Annotated in this window: 14 protein-coding genes; 10 read left to right on the top strand and 4 right to left on the bottom strand. The window is 65.1% G+C overall.

All coding sequences use genetic code 11. The annotated features are described in order from the left end of the window. Complete coding sequence (locus tag E1809_RS03095; RefSeq protein ID WP_133202769.1) at positions 1-1,584, bottom strand: acyl-CoA carboxylase subunit beta; 1,584 nt, start codon at positions 1,582-1,584, stop codon at positions 1-3. A 211-nt stretch (positions 1,585-1,795) separates the two neighbouring features. On the opposite strand from E1809_RS03095, the gene E1809_RS03100 reads away from it, so the two are divergent. The 8 genes from E1809_RS03100 to E1809_RS03135 all read left to right on the top strand — a co-directional run bounded on the left by E1809_RS03100 (position 1,796) and on the right by E1809_RS03135 (position 10,351). After that, entirely contained in the window at positions 1,796-2,695 is a 900-nt protein-coding gene (locus E1809_RS03100; protein ID WP_133202770.1) for an SDR family oxidoreductase, read from the top strand. Between the two features lie 46 nt (positions 2,696-2,741). After that, positions 2,742-3,650, top strand: coding sequence for a biotin--[acetyl-CoA-carboxylase] ligase (locus E1809_RS03105; RefSeq protein ID WP_133202771.1), 909 nt, complete (start codon positions 2,742-2,744; stop codon positions 3,648-3,650). Next, positions 3,643-4,251, top strand: a complete 609-nt coding sequence (locus E1809_RS03110) for a PH domain-containing protein (protein WP_133202772.1) — start codon at positions 3,643-3,645, stop codon at positions 4,249-4,251. Before E1809_RS03105 ends, E1809_RS03110 begins: the two co-directional genes overlap by 8 nt. Next, a complete protein-coding gene (locus E1809_RS03115) occupies positions 4,241-5,428 on the top strand; it encodes an adenylate/guanylate cyclase domain-containing protein (protein WP_133202773.1) in 1,188 nt (395 codons plus the stop codon). The genes E1809_RS03110 and E1809_RS03115 overlap by 11 nt, the downstream gene beginning before the upstream one ends. Positions 5,429-5,624: 196 nt before the next feature. Then, on the top strand, positions 5,625-6,416 hold the full coding sequence (locus tag E1809_RS03120; RefSeq protein ID WP_133202774.1) for a PP2C family protein-serine/threonine phosphatase: 792 nt from the start codon (positions 5,625-5,627) through the stop codon (positions 6,414-6,416). A gap of 96 nt (positions 6,417-6,512) precedes the next feature. Continuing rightward, on the top strand, positions 6,513-7,154 hold the full coding sequence (locus E1809_RS03125; RefSeq protein ID WP_133202775.1) for a hypothetical protein: 642 nt from the start codon (positions 6,513-6,515) through the stop codon (positions 7,152-7,154). A 75-nt stretch (positions 7,155-7,229) separates the two neighbouring features. Next, positions 7,230-9,527 (top strand): NAD-dependent DNA ligase LigA, encoded by a 2,298-nt coding sequence (ligA, locus tag E1809_RS03130; RefSeq protein WP_374102659.1) that lies wholly within the window; start codon positions 7,230-7,232, stop codon positions 9,525-9,527. Next, the gene (locus tag E1809_RS03135) at positions 9,524-10,351 is read left to right on the top strand and encodes an inositol monophosphatase family protein (protein ID WP_133202777.1); all 828 of its coding nucleotides are present in this window, start codon (positions 9,524-9,526) and stop codon (positions 10,349-10,351) included. The genes ligA and E1809_RS03135 overlap by 4 nt, the downstream gene beginning before the upstream one ends. Positions 10,352-10,358: 7 nt before the next feature. Here the strand turns inward: E1809_RS03135 and E1809_RS03140 are convergent, their stop codons facing one another. Further along, entirely contained in the window at positions 10,359-11,714 is a 1,356-nt protein-coding gene (locus tag E1809_RS03140; protein WP_133202778.1) for an LLM class flavin-dependent oxidoreductase, read from the bottom strand. 253 nt (positions 11,715-11,967) lie between these two features. Here E1809_RS03140 and E1809_RS03145 point away from each other — a divergent pair, with 253 nt between their 5' ends. Both E1809_RS03145 and E1809_RS03150 read left to right on the top strand, forming a co-directional pair. Continuing rightward, positions 11,968-12,480, top strand: a complete 513-nt coding sequence (locus E1809_RS03145) for a GNAT family N-acetyltransferase (RefSeq protein WP_133202779.1) — start codon at positions 11,968-11,970, stop codon at positions 12,478-12,480. A 59-nt stretch (positions 12,481-12,539) separates the two neighbouring features. After that, the gene (locus E1809_RS03150; RefSeq protein WP_133202780.1) at positions 12,540-12,920 is read left to right on the top strand and encodes a RidA family protein; all 381 of its coding nucleotides are present in this window, start codon (positions 12,540-12,542) and stop codon (positions 12,918-12,920) included. 65 nt (positions 12,921-12,985) lie between these two features. Here E1809_RS03150 and E1809_RS03155 read toward each other — a convergent pair whose 3' ends face one another. Then, positions 12,986-13,645 carry a response regulator gene (locus E1809_RS03155; protein WP_133202781.1) on the bottom strand — a complete coding sequence of 220 codons (660 nt, stop codon included), beginning with the start codon at positions 13,643-13,645 and terminating at the stop codon, positions 12,986-12,988. After that, positions 13,642-15,375 (bottom strand): sensor histidine kinase, encoded by a 1,734-nt coding sequence (locus E1809_RS03160; protein ID WP_205754081.1) that lies wholly within the window; start codon positions 15,373-15,375, stop codon positions 13,642-13,644. The genes E1809_RS03155 and E1809_RS03160 overlap by 4 nt, the downstream gene beginning before the upstream one ends. Positions 15,376-15,430: the final 55 nt, after the last annotated feature.

The raw sequence follows: 15,430 nt of genomic DNA on the forward strand, positions 1-15,430 counted from the left end.
TCACAGCGGGATGTTTCCGTGCTTCTTGGTGGGCAGGCTGGCGCGCTTGTCGCGAAGTGCCCGCAGGCCCTTGATGATCTGGATGCGGGTATCGGACGGTGCGATGACGGCGTCCACGTAACCAAGCTCGGCTGCCTGGTAGGGGTTGAGGAGTTCTTCTTCGTACTGCCGGATGATGTCCGCTCGCTTGGCTTCGACGTCGCCGCCGGCCTCGCCCACGGCGGCGAGGTCGCGGCGGTAGAGGATGTTGACGGCGCCCTGGGCGCCCATGACGCCGATCTGGGCAGTGGGCCACGCGAGGTTGAGGTCGGCGCCGAGCTTCTTGGAGCCCATCACGATGTACGCTCCGCCGTACGCCTTGCGGGTGATGACGGTCAGCTTGGGCACCGTGGCTTCGGCGTAGGCGTAAAGGAGCTTCGCGCCGCGGCGGATGATGCCCTGGAATTCCTGGTCCTTGCCGGGCAGGAAGCCGGGAACGTCCACCAGCGTGATGATGGGAATGTTGAAGGCATCGCAGTGGCGCACGAAGCGGGCAGCCTTTTCGGAAGCGGAGATGTCCAGCGTTCCGGCGAACTGCATGGGCTGGTTGGCGACGATGCCGACCGTGTGGCCCTCCACCCTGCCGTAGCCGATGATGACGTTCGGCGCGTACAGCGACTGCATCTCGAGGAAATGGGCGTCATCGACGATCTGCTCGATCACCTTGCGCATGTCGTAAGGCTGGTTCGCGGAGTCCGGGATGAGCGAGTCGAGGGCGAGGTCGTCCTCGTCGGTCTCCAGTTCCTGCTCGTGCTCGAGGACAGGGGCTTCGGAGAGGTTGTTCGACGGGAGGAAGTCCAGGAGTTCGCGCACGAACTCGATCGCATCGGCCTCATCACTCGCGAGGTAGGTGGAAGTTCCGGTGGTGGCGTTGTGCTGGCGGGCGCCGCCGAGGGTTTCCATGTCCACGTCCTCGCCGGTGACGGTCTTGATGACGTCAGGTCCGGTGATGAACATGTGGGAGGTCTTGTCCACCATCACGACGTAGTCGGTGAGGGCGGGGGAGTAGGCGGCGCCGCCGGCGCACGGACCCATGATCAGGGAAATCTGCGGGATGACGCCGGAGGAGTGGACGTTGTTGCGGAAGATGTCCGCGAACATTGCCAGCGAAGCGACGCCTTCCTGGATGCGCGCGCCGCCGCCGTCGTTGATGCCGATCATCGGGCAGCCGTTGCGCAGCGCGAATTCCTGGACCTTGACGATTTTCTCGCCGTTGACCTGGCTGAGGGAGCCGCCGTAGACGCTGAACTCCTGGCTGTAGATCGCCACCAAGCGGCCGTCGACGGTGCCGTAGCCGGAAACGACGCCGTCGCCGAGGGGCTTCTTCTTTTCCATGCCGAAGGCCGTCGAACGGTGGACGGCCAAGGCGTCGAATTCGACGAAGGAGCCTTCGTCGAGGAGGAGGTCGATGCGCTCGCGGGCGGTGTTCTTGCCGCGGGCGTGCTGCTTCTCGATGGCTTCGGGGCCGGATGGTTGTTCTGCACGGGCCTGGCGGTCGCGGAAGTCGGCAATCTTTCCCGCTGTCGTTGTCAGATCGTGGCTCATCAAAATGTCTCCGGCTCTGTAGCTGATTTACGCTGGCACTGCTTCAAAGGCATGGGCTGTTAAGTAGCATGTGCACAAAACGCTGGCCCTGCTGGCTAGTCTAGTGACGCAAAAGCCACACACCGCTGTAGAAACCCTACAATTTTCCGACTTCAAGTCGAGCGTCGAAGTTTGTTACTCGCCAGTAATAATTCTGGGCTAGAGTTTCTCCATGACCCCAAGCAACGACGCTTCCAACGCCCCCGGCTTCCCCTATCAGGCACGTGGATCGCTGCGGGGCCGGACGCTCCTTGTTTCCGGCGGCAGCCGCGGCATCGGCCTTGCCATCGCCGCCCGGGCGGCCCGCGACGGCGCCAACATCGTCCTCATGGCAAAAACCGGAGAACCGCACCCCAAGTTGCAGGGAACGGTCTTTACCGCCGCCGAACAATTGGAAGCGGGCGGCGGCCGCGCGTTGCCGCTCGTGGGGGATGTCCGCAACGACGGCGACGTTGCCGCGGCCGTCACCGCCGCTGTTGAACGCTTCGGCGGGATCGACGTCGTCGTCAACAACGCGTCGGCGATCGACCTCGCCCGCACCGATGCAGTCGACATGAAGCGCTACGACCTCATGCAGGACATCAACGTCCGCGGCACATTCCTCTTGTCCAAGCTTGCCCTGCCGGCCCTGCGGGAATCGGCGCGGAAAGGGCGCGGCGCCCACATCCTCACCCTTTCCCCGCCGCTCAACCTCGATCCGAAATGGGCCGGCAAGCACTTGGCTTACACGATGGCCAAATACGGCATGAGCCTCACCACCCTGGGCCTCGCCGAAGAACTGAAGGACGACGGCGTGGCGGTCAATTCCCTGTGGCCCCGCACCCTGATCGATACTGCTGCCATCCGCAACATGCCTGGCGGCGAACAGATGGCCTGCGCCGCGCGTCGCCCGGAGATCATGGCCGATGCCGCGCACGCCATCCTGACCGGGGCGAACCTGGGCAGCGGCTCCGGCAGCACCGGCAATTTCTACACTGACGAGGAAGTCCTGCGGGATGCGGGCGTTACCGACTTCGCGCCCTACAGCCTGGGAGCCCCCGAGGAAAAGCTGGCTGCGGATATCTTTCTCTGAGCGGACACTTCTTCCAGGGCGAACGCGGCTCGATAGGATTCTGTGTATGGATGCCGAACAGCCCGCCAACAGCGAACCACGTGCCTTGCGCCCGAGCCTGGACCGCGACGCCCTGATCCACCAGGACTTCCTTGGCGCGACCGGTATTTCGCGTGTGGAGGTGGTGGAATCGACTGGCTCCACCAACGCCGATCTGCTGCGCGCCGTCACCACGGAGCCGAAAGAGTGGGCAGACCTCGCCGTCCTCACGGCCGAACACCAGACGGCAGGCCGCGGACGGCTTGACCGGCATTGGGAGTCGCCGGAACGGTCCGCGATCTCCGTCTCGATCGTGCTGCGCCCGGTCAACGCCCAAGGGTTGCCGGTACCGACGCAAAGCTACTCTTGGCTGTCACTCCTGGGGGCCATTGCCTTGCGGGAAACCCTGCTGGAAACCACGGGTGTGCCTGCCGACATCAAATGGCCGAACGACGTCCTGGTCCGCGGCAAGAAGATTGCCGGCATCCTCGCGCAGATGGGGCCGATGGCGGACGGTTCGGTTCCGGCGGTCATCCTGGGCACGGGCCTCAACGTCACGCTTTCCGAGGACGAATTGCCCGTACCGACGGCGACGTCCCTCCAGTTGGAAGGCGCCACCACCGTGGACCGGACGGCGATCCTGCGGAACTACCTTTCCCGCTTCGCGGCCCTCTACCGCAGCTTCTGTAATGCCGACGGCGACCCCTCCGCCGGGTTGGCGGGCGGCCCCTCGCTGCACAAGCGGGTGGAAGCTGTCATGGTCACCTTGGGGCGGGAAGTGAAGGCCCACCTCCCGGGCGACCACGAATTGGTAGGGCACGCGTCACGGCTCGATGAGTATGGCTCCCTCCTAGTGGTAGATCATGGCGGGCGCGAACATGTGGTGACCGCGGGAGACGTGGTCCATTTGCGGACCACCGAAGGCGGTTATGCGTAAACAGCTCCTGCCCGGGGAGCAAGTCATTGTGGTGACGCGGCAGCAACCCAGGATGCTCTTCGGTCCTGTCCTGGCAGTCATCCTTGTTCCAGCGATCGCCGGGTTCGCCTGCGCGTGGATTGTCAAGGGCGGTCCGGGCAAGCTTCTTCCGGTCATCAGTGGGGACTGGACCCAAGGGCTCGTGGCCGGGTGCCTGGCAATTGCGGGGATCGTCCTGCTCGTCTACAGCCTTCCCCGCTTCATCCGCTGGCGCGGGGTGCAATATGTGCTGACCAGCAGGCGGATAGTTGCCCGGTTCGGAATGCTTCGGCGCCGAGACTGGCAACTTCCGCTCGCGTCCGTTCGTGGTGTAGGTATCAAGCAATCGATGATCCAACGGGTATTGCGCTCGGGGAATATATCCTTGGATACCGGGCACTCCGGTGACGCAATCCTTGCCGATGTTCCGGAGGCCGGCTTGTTCCGCAGCTTCGTCCTCGAGGCGATGGCGGAACTTCCGGCGAGTGCCGGGCCCGTCGACGACGGACAATTCGGCGGATTCGATGGCCCGGGTTGGGCAGTCCCCTGGGGCGTGAGAGAAGGTGGAAGAGATGAGCATTGACGAACAAGAGCCTGAGTACACGGACAATGAGCCAGGTGCCGTGGCCGGATCTTCCGCTGAGCCCCAAACTTCCGCTTCCGCAGATCATTCGCACAGCGGGAGCATTCCCGTCGTATCGCCGCCCACCGGCACCCTGTCCGTGGAACGGCTGGCCATCAAAGCCCTTGAGGCCCGCTTGCTCGGTGGCGAACGCACGCTCCGCCGGCGCGAAGTGGCCGCCGCGGCTGGTGTCTCCTTGCTTTCCGCGCGCAAGTTGTGGCGGGCGCTGGGCTTTCCCAATTTCGGTGACCAGGACGTTGCCTTCACTGAGGGCGACCTCGCCGCTCTGTCGACCATCCTCGACTTGGTCCGTGCAGGGAAGCTCACCGAGGAAGCCGCCATTTCCGTGACGCGGGCGATCGGCCAGATGACCGATCGCATGGTGGTCTGGCAAGTCGAGGCCCTCATCGAAGACATGGTGGTGCAACAGGGCATTCCGGACCCCGTGGCCCGCAAGCGGTTGGTCAGCGAACTGCCCAACCTTGTGGACGCCATGGAGGAAATCCTCGTGTATTCGTGGCGCAGGCAGATGAATGCCGGCGTGCAGCGCTTGGCGGTCCGGGCCGAAGCGGGGCTCCAAGCAAGCGAAGCAGGGCGCGAAGGCGACGAAGACGATGCACCATTGCCCTTGGCGCGGGCCGTAGGCTTCGCCGATCTCGTTTCCTACACGAGCTTGTCCCGGCGCATGAACGAGAAAACGCTCGCCCAATTGGTCCAGCGCTTCGAGAACAAATGTGCCGAGATCATTTCGATCGGCGGCGGCCGCCTGGTGAAGACCGTGGGCGACGAAGTCCTCTATATTGCCGAGACCCCGGCCGCGGGAGCCGAGATTTCCCTCGCTCTTTCGCAGGCCTTTACGGAGGACGAAATCCTGCCCGAAGCCCGCGTGGCAATGGTGTGGGGCCGCATCCTTTCCCGGCTTGGAGATATCTACGGACCGACAGTCAACCTCGCGGCCCGGCTCACAGCGCTGGCGGAACCCGGCACGGTCCTCGTGGACGCCATGACGGCGGCGGCGCTGGGGCAGGACGAACGATTTGTCTTCGAGCCGCAAACGGCGGAAAACGTCCGCGGTTTCGGCGAGATCCTTCCGGTCCGCCTTTCGCGCGGACTCGGCAGGGGCCTCGTCCTCGACTGATGCTGCCGCTATCCGGTCCGCAGCCCTCATCCCGCCTGCGCGGAGCACGAACCAAATGATGCCGGTAGGATCGCGATAGTGCCCGCCCAGACTCTTCTCAAGGGCCGCAATTTCCGTCAGGGCCGCAATTTCCGTCAGGGCCGGCAAGTTCGGTCAAGGCCGGCAGCTTCGGTTAGGTACAAGGGGGAGAAAAACCGTGAACGCAGATCCGTCAGATACAGCTCCGACTTCCCTCGGGCCAGGATTCGCTTTGAGCTATGGCTGTGGTACGGATCGTGGCCACAAGCGGGAAATCAATGAGGACTCCTTTATCGCCTCGGCCCCGGTTTTCGCAGTCGCGGATGGAATGGGCGGCCACGAAGCCGGCGAGATCGCCAGCGCTGTCTGCATCCGAACGCTTGCCGGCCTGCCGCAACTGGCCAGCCGGACCCGGTCGACGACCGCAGTTGAACTCCAGGATTGCATTCTTGCTGCAGATACCCGGATTCGCGAAGCTACCGGCGCACGCGCCGGAACCACCCTGTCCGGAGTCGTCGTCGTCGAACAAATGGGCGTTCCATACTGGTTGGTCATGAACGTCGGAGATTCCCGGACATATCGGCTGAGCAAGGGCGACTTGGAGCAGGTCAGCGTGGACCATTCGGAAGTCCAGGAACTTGTCGACGCCGGAAGCATCACCGCTGAAGAAGCCATGGTGCATCCGCGCCGCCATGTGGTGACCCGGGCCTTGGGCACGGGGGATGAAAACGAGGCGGACTTCTGGCTGCTCCCCATCCAGGAGGGAGACCGGATGCTCATCTGCTCGGACGGCCTTAATGGGGAACTGGACGACGAGCACATTGCTCGGATCCTACGGACAACTGGCCAGCCACAGGACGCTGTGGATGCGCTGATAGAGGCCGCTCTGCGCAGCGGAGGACACGATAATGTCACCGCAATCATCGTTGACGCGGAGAACGCGCAAGCGGGGCAAGTACATAACCGTTGATGCAACGGGATTTGCGACACGCCCGGACTATGTAGGAAGATTCCGGTCAATACCACCCCAACTCCGGGCGGCATGCGCCGTCCTGCAGAGGTAATAATGACCCAACGCTCTTCCGCGCGCGTTGGCGGCACTACTCGTGCCGCTGCCCGCCGCCCGTTTTCCGTTGCCCTCGCGGGCATTGCCATGGCTGTGGCGATGTGTGCCTTCCCCCTGCTTTCGGCCCACGCCGAGACCGCTGCCCCGGGGCAGGGACAGCCGACCCACTCGCCGTCCGTCCCGGCTCCGATCCACACTCCGGCTCCCGTCGACCCAAACCGGGCACAGCCAACGGTGGACCCGGTCCCGGCCAAGCCGCCCGTCGTCGAGCCTGTAGTTCCGGCAGCCCCCGCCCCGGTGGCTCCCGCACCGGTACAGGCGCCGGACCCGGGGCTGGCACCCGCGCCGGTCACGCAGCCGAGTGACGATGCCGTCCCCACCGATATGCCGTCGTCGACTCCGGTGCCCACAGCTACGGCGACGGCGTCGGCGGTCCCGAGCGCGTCGCCGTCGGTGTCGTCCAATTGGGACACCCCAATCCAAACCGGGTTGGCGGCCAACCAGGCATCCTCAGTCAGTGACGCCAAGGGGCCCGGTGCCGATTGGTTCGCTGTGATCGCGATCATGGGCGGTGTACTCCTGGTGGCAGGAGGCGGCATCGCCTTCGCCTTGTGGAGCCGCAACCGCTTCTCCGGGCACTAAGCCTCGGGGGCACTGCTGCAGGAGTAATCCGTGATCCCGGCCAGGCGATTTCCCGGACGCTGAATTGTCCGGGCTTTGCGGCAAGATAGGTACGTGAGCACAGCAGAGAGCGAAACCGCAGTTCCAGCCGATTCCGTCCGGGAAGAGTACGAAAACCTTGCGGACCTCGTCCGCAAGTACCGCTATGCGTACTACCAGGAAGACGCGCCCACGGTTTCGGACGCCGAGTTCGACACCCTGTACCGGCGCCTCGAAGAACTCGAGGCGTTGCATCCGGAACTTGTCTCCAACGATTCCCCCACGCAGGAGGTCGGCGGAGAGGTGTCGGCAGCGTTTGCCGCCGTCGCGCACCTCCAGAGGATGTACAGCCTGGAGGACGTCTTCTCGCTGGAAGAGCTGGAAGCCTGGGTCCGCAAGGCCGAAGCCTCGGTGGAGAAGCTCGGGAACGGCGTGCCGGCCATCGCGTGGCTGACGGAGCTGAAGATCGACGGCCTCGCCGTGAACCTGCTTTACCGCGACGGCAAGCTGGTGCGTGCGGCCACGCGTGGCGACGGGACCACCGGCGAAGACATCACCCACAATGTGCTCACCATCAAGGAGATCCCGCGCCAGCTCAGCGGAAGCGGGTACCCCTCTGAGGTGGAAATCCGCGGCGAAGTCTTCATTCCGTCCAAGGCCTTCGCGGAATTCAACGAAGCCCTGATCGAAGCCGGCAAGGCGCCGCTCGCGAATCCCCGCAACGCCGCGGCCGGTTCCTTGCGCCAGAAGGATCCCGCTGAGACGGCCAAGCGCCCGTTGCGGATGTTCGTCCACGGCATCGGAGCGCGCGAAGGCCTCAGCGCCACAAGCCAGTCGGACACGTACAAGCTGCTGGAGGAGTGGGGCCTCCCGGTCAGCCCCTACTTGAAGGTCCTGGGTTCCTTCGACGAAGTCCTTGAATTCATCAAGCATTTCGGTGAGCACCGCCACGACCTCCTGCACGAGATCGACGGCATCGTGGTCAAGATCGACGACTTCGGAACCCAGCGCGCGCTTGGCTACACCTCGCGCGTGCCGCGCTGGGCCGTGGCCTACAAATACCCGCCCGAGGAAGTCCACACCAAGCTCCTGGACATCCAGGTCAACGTCGGCCGCACCGGCCGCGTGACCCCGTATGGCGTGATGGAGCCGGTCAAGGTTGCTGGCTCCACCGTGGAAATGGCCACGTTGCACAACCAGGACGTCGTCAAGGCCAAGGGCGTCATGATCGGCGACGTCGTGGTGCTCCGGAAGGCGGGCGACGTCATCCCCGAGATCGTCGGCCCTGTCCTGGCCCTGCGTGATCAGCAGGATCCTCCCGTGCGCGAATTCGTGATGCCCACGGAGTGCCCTTCGTGCGGCACGCCCTTGGCGCCATCGAAGGAAGGCGACGTGGACATCCGCTGCCCCAACGCGAAGTCCTGCCCTTCGCAATTGCGCGAGCGGGTCTTCCATGTCGCCAGCCGCGGCGCTTTCGATATCGAGGCCCTCGGCTGGGAAGCGGCGATCGCGCTCACCCAGCCCACGGAGCCCGAAACTCCGCCGCTGCTCAGCGAAGCAGCGTTGTTCAGCTTGACTCGCGAGGACCTTGCGGACGTCCGCATCCGCCGTGAAAAGCGATCCAAGGGCGTTGGCACCGGCACCTTTGAACTCGTGCCGTACTTCTATTCGAAGGCAACCGCGAAGACTCCTTCCAAACCCACCGCCACCACGGAAAAGCTGTTCGCTGAACTCGAGAAGGCCAAGACGCAGCCACTCTGGCGGGTCCTGGTTGCGTTGTCCATCCGGCATGTGGGGCCGACGGCATCCCGTGCTTTGGCGACGGCCTTCGGCAGCATGGAGGCCATCCGGGCCGCTTCCGAGGAAGATCTGGCGAATGTCGACGGCGTGGGGCCCACCATTGCGGCGGCGCTCAAGGAATGGTTCGCGGTGGATTGGCACCGGGAGATCGTGGACAGCTGGGCCGCCGCAGGCGTCCGGATGATGGACGAACGCGACGCCGGAATCGAACGGAACCTCGAAGGCCTGACCATCGTGGTCACTGGCACGTTGCCCAACCTCAGCCGGGACGAGGCGAAGGAAGCCATCATTATCAGAGGCGGCAAGGCTGCCGGCTCGGTCTCCAAGAACACCAGCTACGTCGTGGCGGGGGAGAACGCGGGGTCCAAACTGGACAAGGCCGAGCAACTGGGTATCCGCGTCTTGGACGAGGATGGCTTCCGGGCATTGCTTGATGGTGTGCTTGAGTCCGCCGAGGAAATTGCCGTGGCCGAGGATGACGCCGCGGCTTTCGAGGCCCAAAAAACCGTTGAGGCGGCGAACGCGTCCGCCGGGGAAGTGGAGGATTCCGAATGACAGCCGATGTCCTGGAGCTGCTCGCCGTTGCCCAAGCGGCTGCCGCGGCAGGTGCGGAAGTACTTTCCGGCCGCCCGTCAGGCACGAATACCGCGGGGAACCTCGGTGTCGTGAACAAGGGCGACGCCGGCGACTGGGTGACAGCTTTCGACGTCGCCGCGGAGAATGCCGTCCGCGAGGCGATCATGGCGTCGCGCCCTGACGACACCATCACGGGCGAGGAGCACGGCACCACCCGCTCCGAACAGCCCAGCGGCTACCGCTGGTCCATCGACCCGCTGGACGGTACAACCAACTTCATCCGCAATATCGTCTACTACGCCACGTCGGTTGCGGTAGCGGATGCCGACGGCGTGTGGCTCGCCGGAGTGGTCAACGCCCCAGCGCTGGGCCGCGTCTATTCCGCGGCGCGGGGCCAGGGCGCCTGGCTCGAAGAAGGCGGACAACGCACCCAATTGAACGGACCCGTCCTGGGCCGCACCGGACTGATCGTCGCCTCGGGATTCAGCTACGATCCCGCAACGCGGGCCGAGCAATTCGCCGGGCTCGGGGGCCTCATGGACGGATTCGCCGATCTCCGCCGCCTCGGTTCCGCTGCCCTGGACCTTTGCATGGTGGCCGATGGAACGTGCGACGCGTTCGGTGAGCGTGGCCTCAACGAACACGATTACGCCGCTGGAGCCTTGATCGCGGAGGAAGCCGGCTGCTGGGTCCGACGCCCACGGCTGACCAGTCCCGTGGACGGCGGTCCCAGCGATGCCGACCGCTTGCAAGCATGGACCTGCGCCGGAACCCTCGAGCTTTCCGGCAAGTTCCCGCTGTAGCGCGCCCTTACGAGGCCGCGCTGTCGAAGAGCGCGGCCTCGACACGGTGGTTGGCCGGACGCTCCAAGCCATAGTGGTCCCGCAGCGTATTGCCGCTGTATTCGCTCCGGAACAGGCCCCGCCGTCGCAACACCGGAACCACGCTGTCAACGAAGGTTTCGAGCCCGGACGGAAGCACAGCGGGCATGATGTTGAAGCCGTCGGCGGCGCCGTTCTCGAACCACAACTGGATGGCGTCGGCCACTTGGTCCGGAGTTCCCGCGAACGTGAGGTGTCCACGGCCACCGCCCAGCCTGCCGATCAGTTGGCGTACCGTCAGCTTTTCGCAGCGGGCGAGTTCCACGATGAGCGTGTACCGGCTCTTCGCTCCTTCGATCGAGTCCTCGTCCGGCAGTTCGGCGGGCAATTGGCGGTCCAAGGGAAGGTCTTCCGGGGCTACCCGGAGGGTTTTGGCGAGCTCCACGCGGGCATACTCGGGCCGGATCAGCTGATCGAGCTCACGCTCGAGGCGAAGGGCTTCAGCTTCGGTCGAGGCAATCACCGGAACGATTCCCGGGAGGATCTTGATGCTCTCGGCCCGGCGGCCAAGCGCCACCGCGCGGGACTTCACGTCGGCGTAGAACGACTGTGCCCCCTCGAGGGTTTGCTGCGCGGTGAACACGGCTTCGGCGTATTTCGCGGCAAGGCCTTTTCCGTTTTCGGAGGAACCGGCCTGCACAATGACCGGCCGGCCTTGCGGGGAACGCGGCACGTTGAGCGGTCCACGGACACGGAAATGCTTCCCATCGTGGTCGATCGGCCGGACCTTGGCCGAGTCGGCCCAGATCCCGGCTTCCTTGTCGGCGAGCACGGCGTCGTCCTGCCAGCTGTCCCAAAGCTTCGCTGCGACATCCAGGAATTCCGCTGCCCGCTCGTAGCGCGTGGCGTGCGCCGGCTGGTCGTCGATGCCGAAGTTCTGCGCGGCCTCCGGTCCGGCCGTTGTCACCACGTTCCAGCCGGCCCTTCCGCCGCTGACCCAGTCCACGGACGCGAAACGCCGTGCCAGGTTGAAGGGATCATTGTAGGTTGTGGACGCCGTGGCGATCAGGCCGATCTTTTCGGTCGCAGCGGCGATAGCGGTGAGGAGCACGGTCGGTTCGAGCTTCCCGGCCGGACGGCGTCCGACGTCGCCGAAGATCACGGGGGAGTCGGCGAAGAAGATCGAGTCGAACGTGCCCCGCTCGGCGATCCGCGCGAGGTTTTGGTAGTGGGTGATGTCCGTGCTGGCGCGCGGGTTGCTTTCCGGAAGTCGCCACGAGGCCTCGTGGTGGCCTGTGCTCATGAGGAAGGCGTTCAGGTGCAGGGTTCGTTGGGGCGTGCTCATTCGTGGTCCTTTCGTGGGTACTTGGCCGCCAATAAACCACGCAACAACCCGCCGTCGCCAGCACTTCGACACTTAGCCGCAACAGCAGGAAACCGGGCGCAATAGCCGGACACCGGACTCAACCTGGCGCCACGCAAAGCAACCTTCCCGGCCCTCCCGCACCCCGCCGTTACGAAAAGCAACTGGTGATAGTTCAATCACGGAAACCGCCTTTTGGCACGCCAGGGTGCCGGGCCGCCACTACCATGGATCAGTGCATTCGCAGATTACTGTCCGTCCCGCCCTGCCCGAAGACTACGACGCCGTTGCCCGGATTACGATGTCGTCCTACGTGGGCGCGGGCTACTATGGCAGCCCGGACCACCCGTATCTGCTGAAGCTCCGGGACGTCGCGGAACGCGCCCGGCATGCCGAGGTCTTCGTCGCGGAGCGCGACGGCGAGGTGATTGGATCGGTCACGTCGGCCAAGGCCGGTGGCGGCTTTTCGGACATCGGATTGCCGGACGAACTCGAAATGCGCACCCTGGTGGTTGATCCGGAAGTGCAGCGTTCCGGTGCGGGCCGGGCCCTCGTCCAGGCGGTGGTGGACCAAGCCCGCTCGATTGAAGGCATCAACGCCGTCTCCCTGACCACGGGAGCTACCTGGGAAAGCGCCAACGCACTTTACGCGAAAACCGGTTTCGAGCGGAAACCGGAGCGGGACTGGTTCGTTCCCGGAACCGACATAAAGCTGTTCGTTTACCGGCGGGATGTCCGTCAGCCATAAAGTTTTCCTCGTAAACCCCGGCCGCAAGGACCGGGTGCGGAAACTGAGAAAGGCGAGGCATGCGCAAGACATACGGCACGGGTTCGGTCTGGGAACAGACCCTTGGCTACTCCCGTGCGGTCCAGGTGGACAACACGCTCTTCATTTCGGCGACGGCGGCCTCCGGCCCAGAGGGAATTGTCGGCGACGACTTCTACTCCCAGACCAAGTACATCCTCGAAAAGCTCGGCGCGGTCCTGGCTGATGCGGGCTTCTCCTACGAGGACGTGGTTCAGTCGAAGCTGTACCTGACCGACATCAGCAAGTGGGAAGACGCCGGCCGCGCGCACGGCGAGGTCTTCGGCGAGATCCGCCCCACCCTCTCCTTGGTCCATGTCCTGCCGTTCCTCGACCCGCAGATGCTCGTGGAAATCGAACTGGTCGCCCAGAAGAGCGCATAGCTCCGACGGATTTTGAAGTAGGTGCCGTCAAGGATTCTTGACGGCACCTACGCTGTTTTCCCAGCCTAGCGCGCAACGCCGTAGCGGTGTTCCGGCCGGCCCGTGCTGCCGTAGCGGAGTTGGATCTCGACGGCGCCGTCGTCGGCGAGCGAGGACAGGTACCTTTGCGCGGTGGCCCGCGAGACTCCGACGCGCTCCGCCACTTCCGACGCAGAGTATTGCTCGCCCGGGGCCAACGACTCGAGCACCGTTGCTTCGGTGGCTGACCTCGGCTTTCCGGAGGGCACGGCGTCGCCGGAAATGAGCGCCCGTTTCGCCCGCTCGATGGTGTCCTGGGTGACGGCATGCTGCACGTTGAGGATGCGACGGTACCGGGCGTAGGAGCGTAATTGCTGGGACAGCGACTCGGCTGTGAACGGCTTGAGGAGGTACGCCAAGGCTCCGCGGCGCATGGCCGTCCTGATGGAGGCGGCATCGGAAGCCGCACTGAGCATCATGGCGTCCACGTCGAGCTGGCCCAGGAGGTCCAGGCCGGAGCCGTCCGGCAAATAGACGTCGAGAAGCACCAGGTCCGGCCTCAAACTGTGCACTGCCTGCAATGCCCGGGCGGTGGAACCCGCGGGTGTCAGCGCAAGGAATCCGGCCACTGAATCCACATAGGCCGCATGGAGCTTGGCGACGTGGAAATCGTCGTCCACAATCAGCACCCTGAGGTCTTCGCTCATGGTCGTCCTTCCGTGGGTTCAACTACATTGAGGCGGTCGCCGGCCTCGGATGGCCCTGTCACGCCGGGCAGGGTCGCCATGAAAACGGCGCCGGGTCCACCCGCGGACCCTGGCTCCAGGATGCGCACGTCGCCTCTGCGACGCCGGGCGAGCTGGCGGACAAGCGCCAGCCCCAGTCCTTGCCCGCCTGCGGTGGACGTTCCGCGCCCGCCCGGTTCCGCCGTCGTGAATCCCTCGACGAAAACCTGGTCGGCGCCAAAGTTGCCGAGCCCGTCGCCGGAGTCCCCGACGACGATATGGAGAGTGCCGCCGTCGGGCCCGGGCTCGTCGAGCAGCTCAATGTCCACCCAGCGCTGCGGCGAAGAGCCGGCGACGGCGGCGTTCACGGCGTTGTCGATCAGGTTGCCAAGGACTGTGGTGACGTCTTGCGGTTCGGTGACATGGCCCCGCACGAGGGTTTCGGGGCCGATACGCAGCGCCACGCCGCGTTCGTCCGCTTCCACGCCTTTCGCGCCGACGAACGCCTGCAGGTAGGGGTCCTGCAGGAGCTGGGCCTGCTCCACTGGAAACTTCAAGGGACCCGTGGCCGAAATCCGGGCGAGGTAGTCCTTGGCTTGTTCGTGCTGGCCGTTGCTCATGAAGCCGGCGATCGTATGGAGCTGGTTCGCGAACTCATGCCGTTGGGCGCGCAATGCGGCAGACATGGTGCCGACGGCGTCGAGCTGCCGGGTGAGTTCCTGGAGCTCGGTGCGATCCCTCAACATGACCACCCAGCCGAGGTCTTCTTTCCGGTGCAAAGCCTTGCGGGCATTGGCAACAAGGACGCGGCCGCCAGCGACGATTTCTACGGCTTCCGCGTCGTGGGCGGATGGCCGGGTGAGGGCTTTCAGCTGCTCGGGCACGGCAGCCTCGGCCCAACTGGTGCCTGTCAGGACACCGCTCGCGCCCGGCATGCCGAGGAGGCGCCTCGCCGCTGCGTTGAAGACCGTGATCCGGCCGTCCGCAGAAATGCCGATGACGCCGTCGTCGACTCCTTGCAGCACGGCCACTTGATCGTGGACCAGGGTGCTGATCTCTTCGGGTTCGAGGCCCAAAGTGAGCCGCTGCAGGCGGCTGCGCAAGAGGAAGGACGCCAGGACTCCTGCGAGCAACGCGCCGGCGGCGGTCAGCGCGATGGGGCCGATGTCCTCCGCCAGGCTTTGGCTGAGCGATTCCATCGAGTAGCCGACGCTGACTTCGCCCACGACGGTCGCGGCCGCTCCAGGTGCGTAGACCGGAACCTTGGCTCCCGCCGACGGACCGAGCGTGCCGGTGTTCCTCGTGGTGACTTCCTTGCCGGAAAGCGCGTCCGAGGGGTCGGTGCTCACGCGTTCGCCGAGCCTTGAGAGGTCCGGGTGCGCGAGCCGAAGCCCGGTTTCGTCGGTGACCACCACGAAAAGGGCGCCCGTGCGGGTCCGCGCGGCCTCCGCGGCGGCTTGGATCGGTCCGGATGCGAGTACGGCGGGAGGCGGGGTTCCCGCCTCCTTGCTGATGGTCTGCACTTCCAAACGGATCACGGGATCAGACGCCACGGTACGGGCCAGGGTCAATGCCTGGTTTTCCGCTTCGGCGCCGATCCGGCCGTAGACAAGCCACGCGTGGACGGTTCCGCTGAGCAGCACCACGAGGAGGACGACGCCGAGCTGGAGGAGCAGCGTCTGCGTCGAGAAGCGCAGTGCGAGCCTGGGCATGCTGCCTCCTCTCGGCGGGGAAGCCGCCTGCTGTCATGCCGCGGCGGCGATGTTT

It is taken from the genome of Arthrobacter terricola, assembly GCF_004354015.1.
GTDB lineage: Bacteria > Actinomycetota > Actinomycetes > Actinomycetales > Micrococcaceae > Arthrobacter > Arthrobacter terricola.

Excerpts from the sequence above, each read along its gene's own strand:
- E1809_RS03095 (WP_133202769.1), bottom strand. The coding sequence starts at position 1,584 with ATGAGCCACGATCTGACAACGACAGCGGGAAAGATTGCCGACTTCCGC.
- E1809_RS03100 (WP_133202770.1), top strand. The coding sequence starts at position 1,796 with ATGACCCCAAGCAACGACGCTTCCAACGCCCCCGGCTTCCCCTATCAG.
- E1809_RS03105 (WP_133202771.1), top strand. The coding sequence starts at position 2,742 with ATGGATGCCGAACAGCCCGCCAACAGCGAACCACGTGCCTTGCGCCCG.
- E1809_RS03110 (WP_133202772.1), top strand. The coding sequence starts at position 3,643 with ATGCGTAAACAGCTCCTGCCCGGGGAGCAAGTCATTGTGGTGACGCGG.
- E1809_RS03115 (WP_133202773.1), top strand. The coding sequence starts at position 4,241 with ATGAGCATTGACGAACAAGAGCCTGAGTACACGGACAATGAGCCAGGT.
- E1809_RS03125 (WP_133202775.1), top strand. The coding sequence starts at position 6,513 with ATGACCCAACGCTCTTCCGCGCGCGTTGGCGGCACTACTCGTGCCGCT.
- E1809_RS03135 (WP_133202777.1), top strand. The coding sequence starts at position 9,524 with ATGACAGCCGATGTCCTGGAGCTGCTCGCCGTTGCCCAAGCGGCTGCC.
- E1809_RS03140 (WP_133202778.1), bottom strand. The coding sequence starts at position 11,714 with ATGAGCACGCCCCAACGAACCCTGCACCTGAACGCCTTCCTCATGAGC.
- E1809_RS03150 (WP_133202780.1), top strand. The coding sequence starts at position 12,540 with ATGCGCAAGACATACGGCACGGGTTCGGTCTGGGAACAGACCCTTGGC.
- E1809_RS03155 (WP_133202781.1), bottom strand. The coding sequence starts at position 13,645 with ATGAGCGAAGACCTCAGGGTGCTGATTGTGGACGACGATTTCCACGTC.
- E1809_RS03160 (WP_205754081.1), bottom strand. The coding sequence starts at position 15,375 with ATGCCCAGGCTCGCACTGCGCTTCTCGACGCAGACGCTGCTCCTCCAG.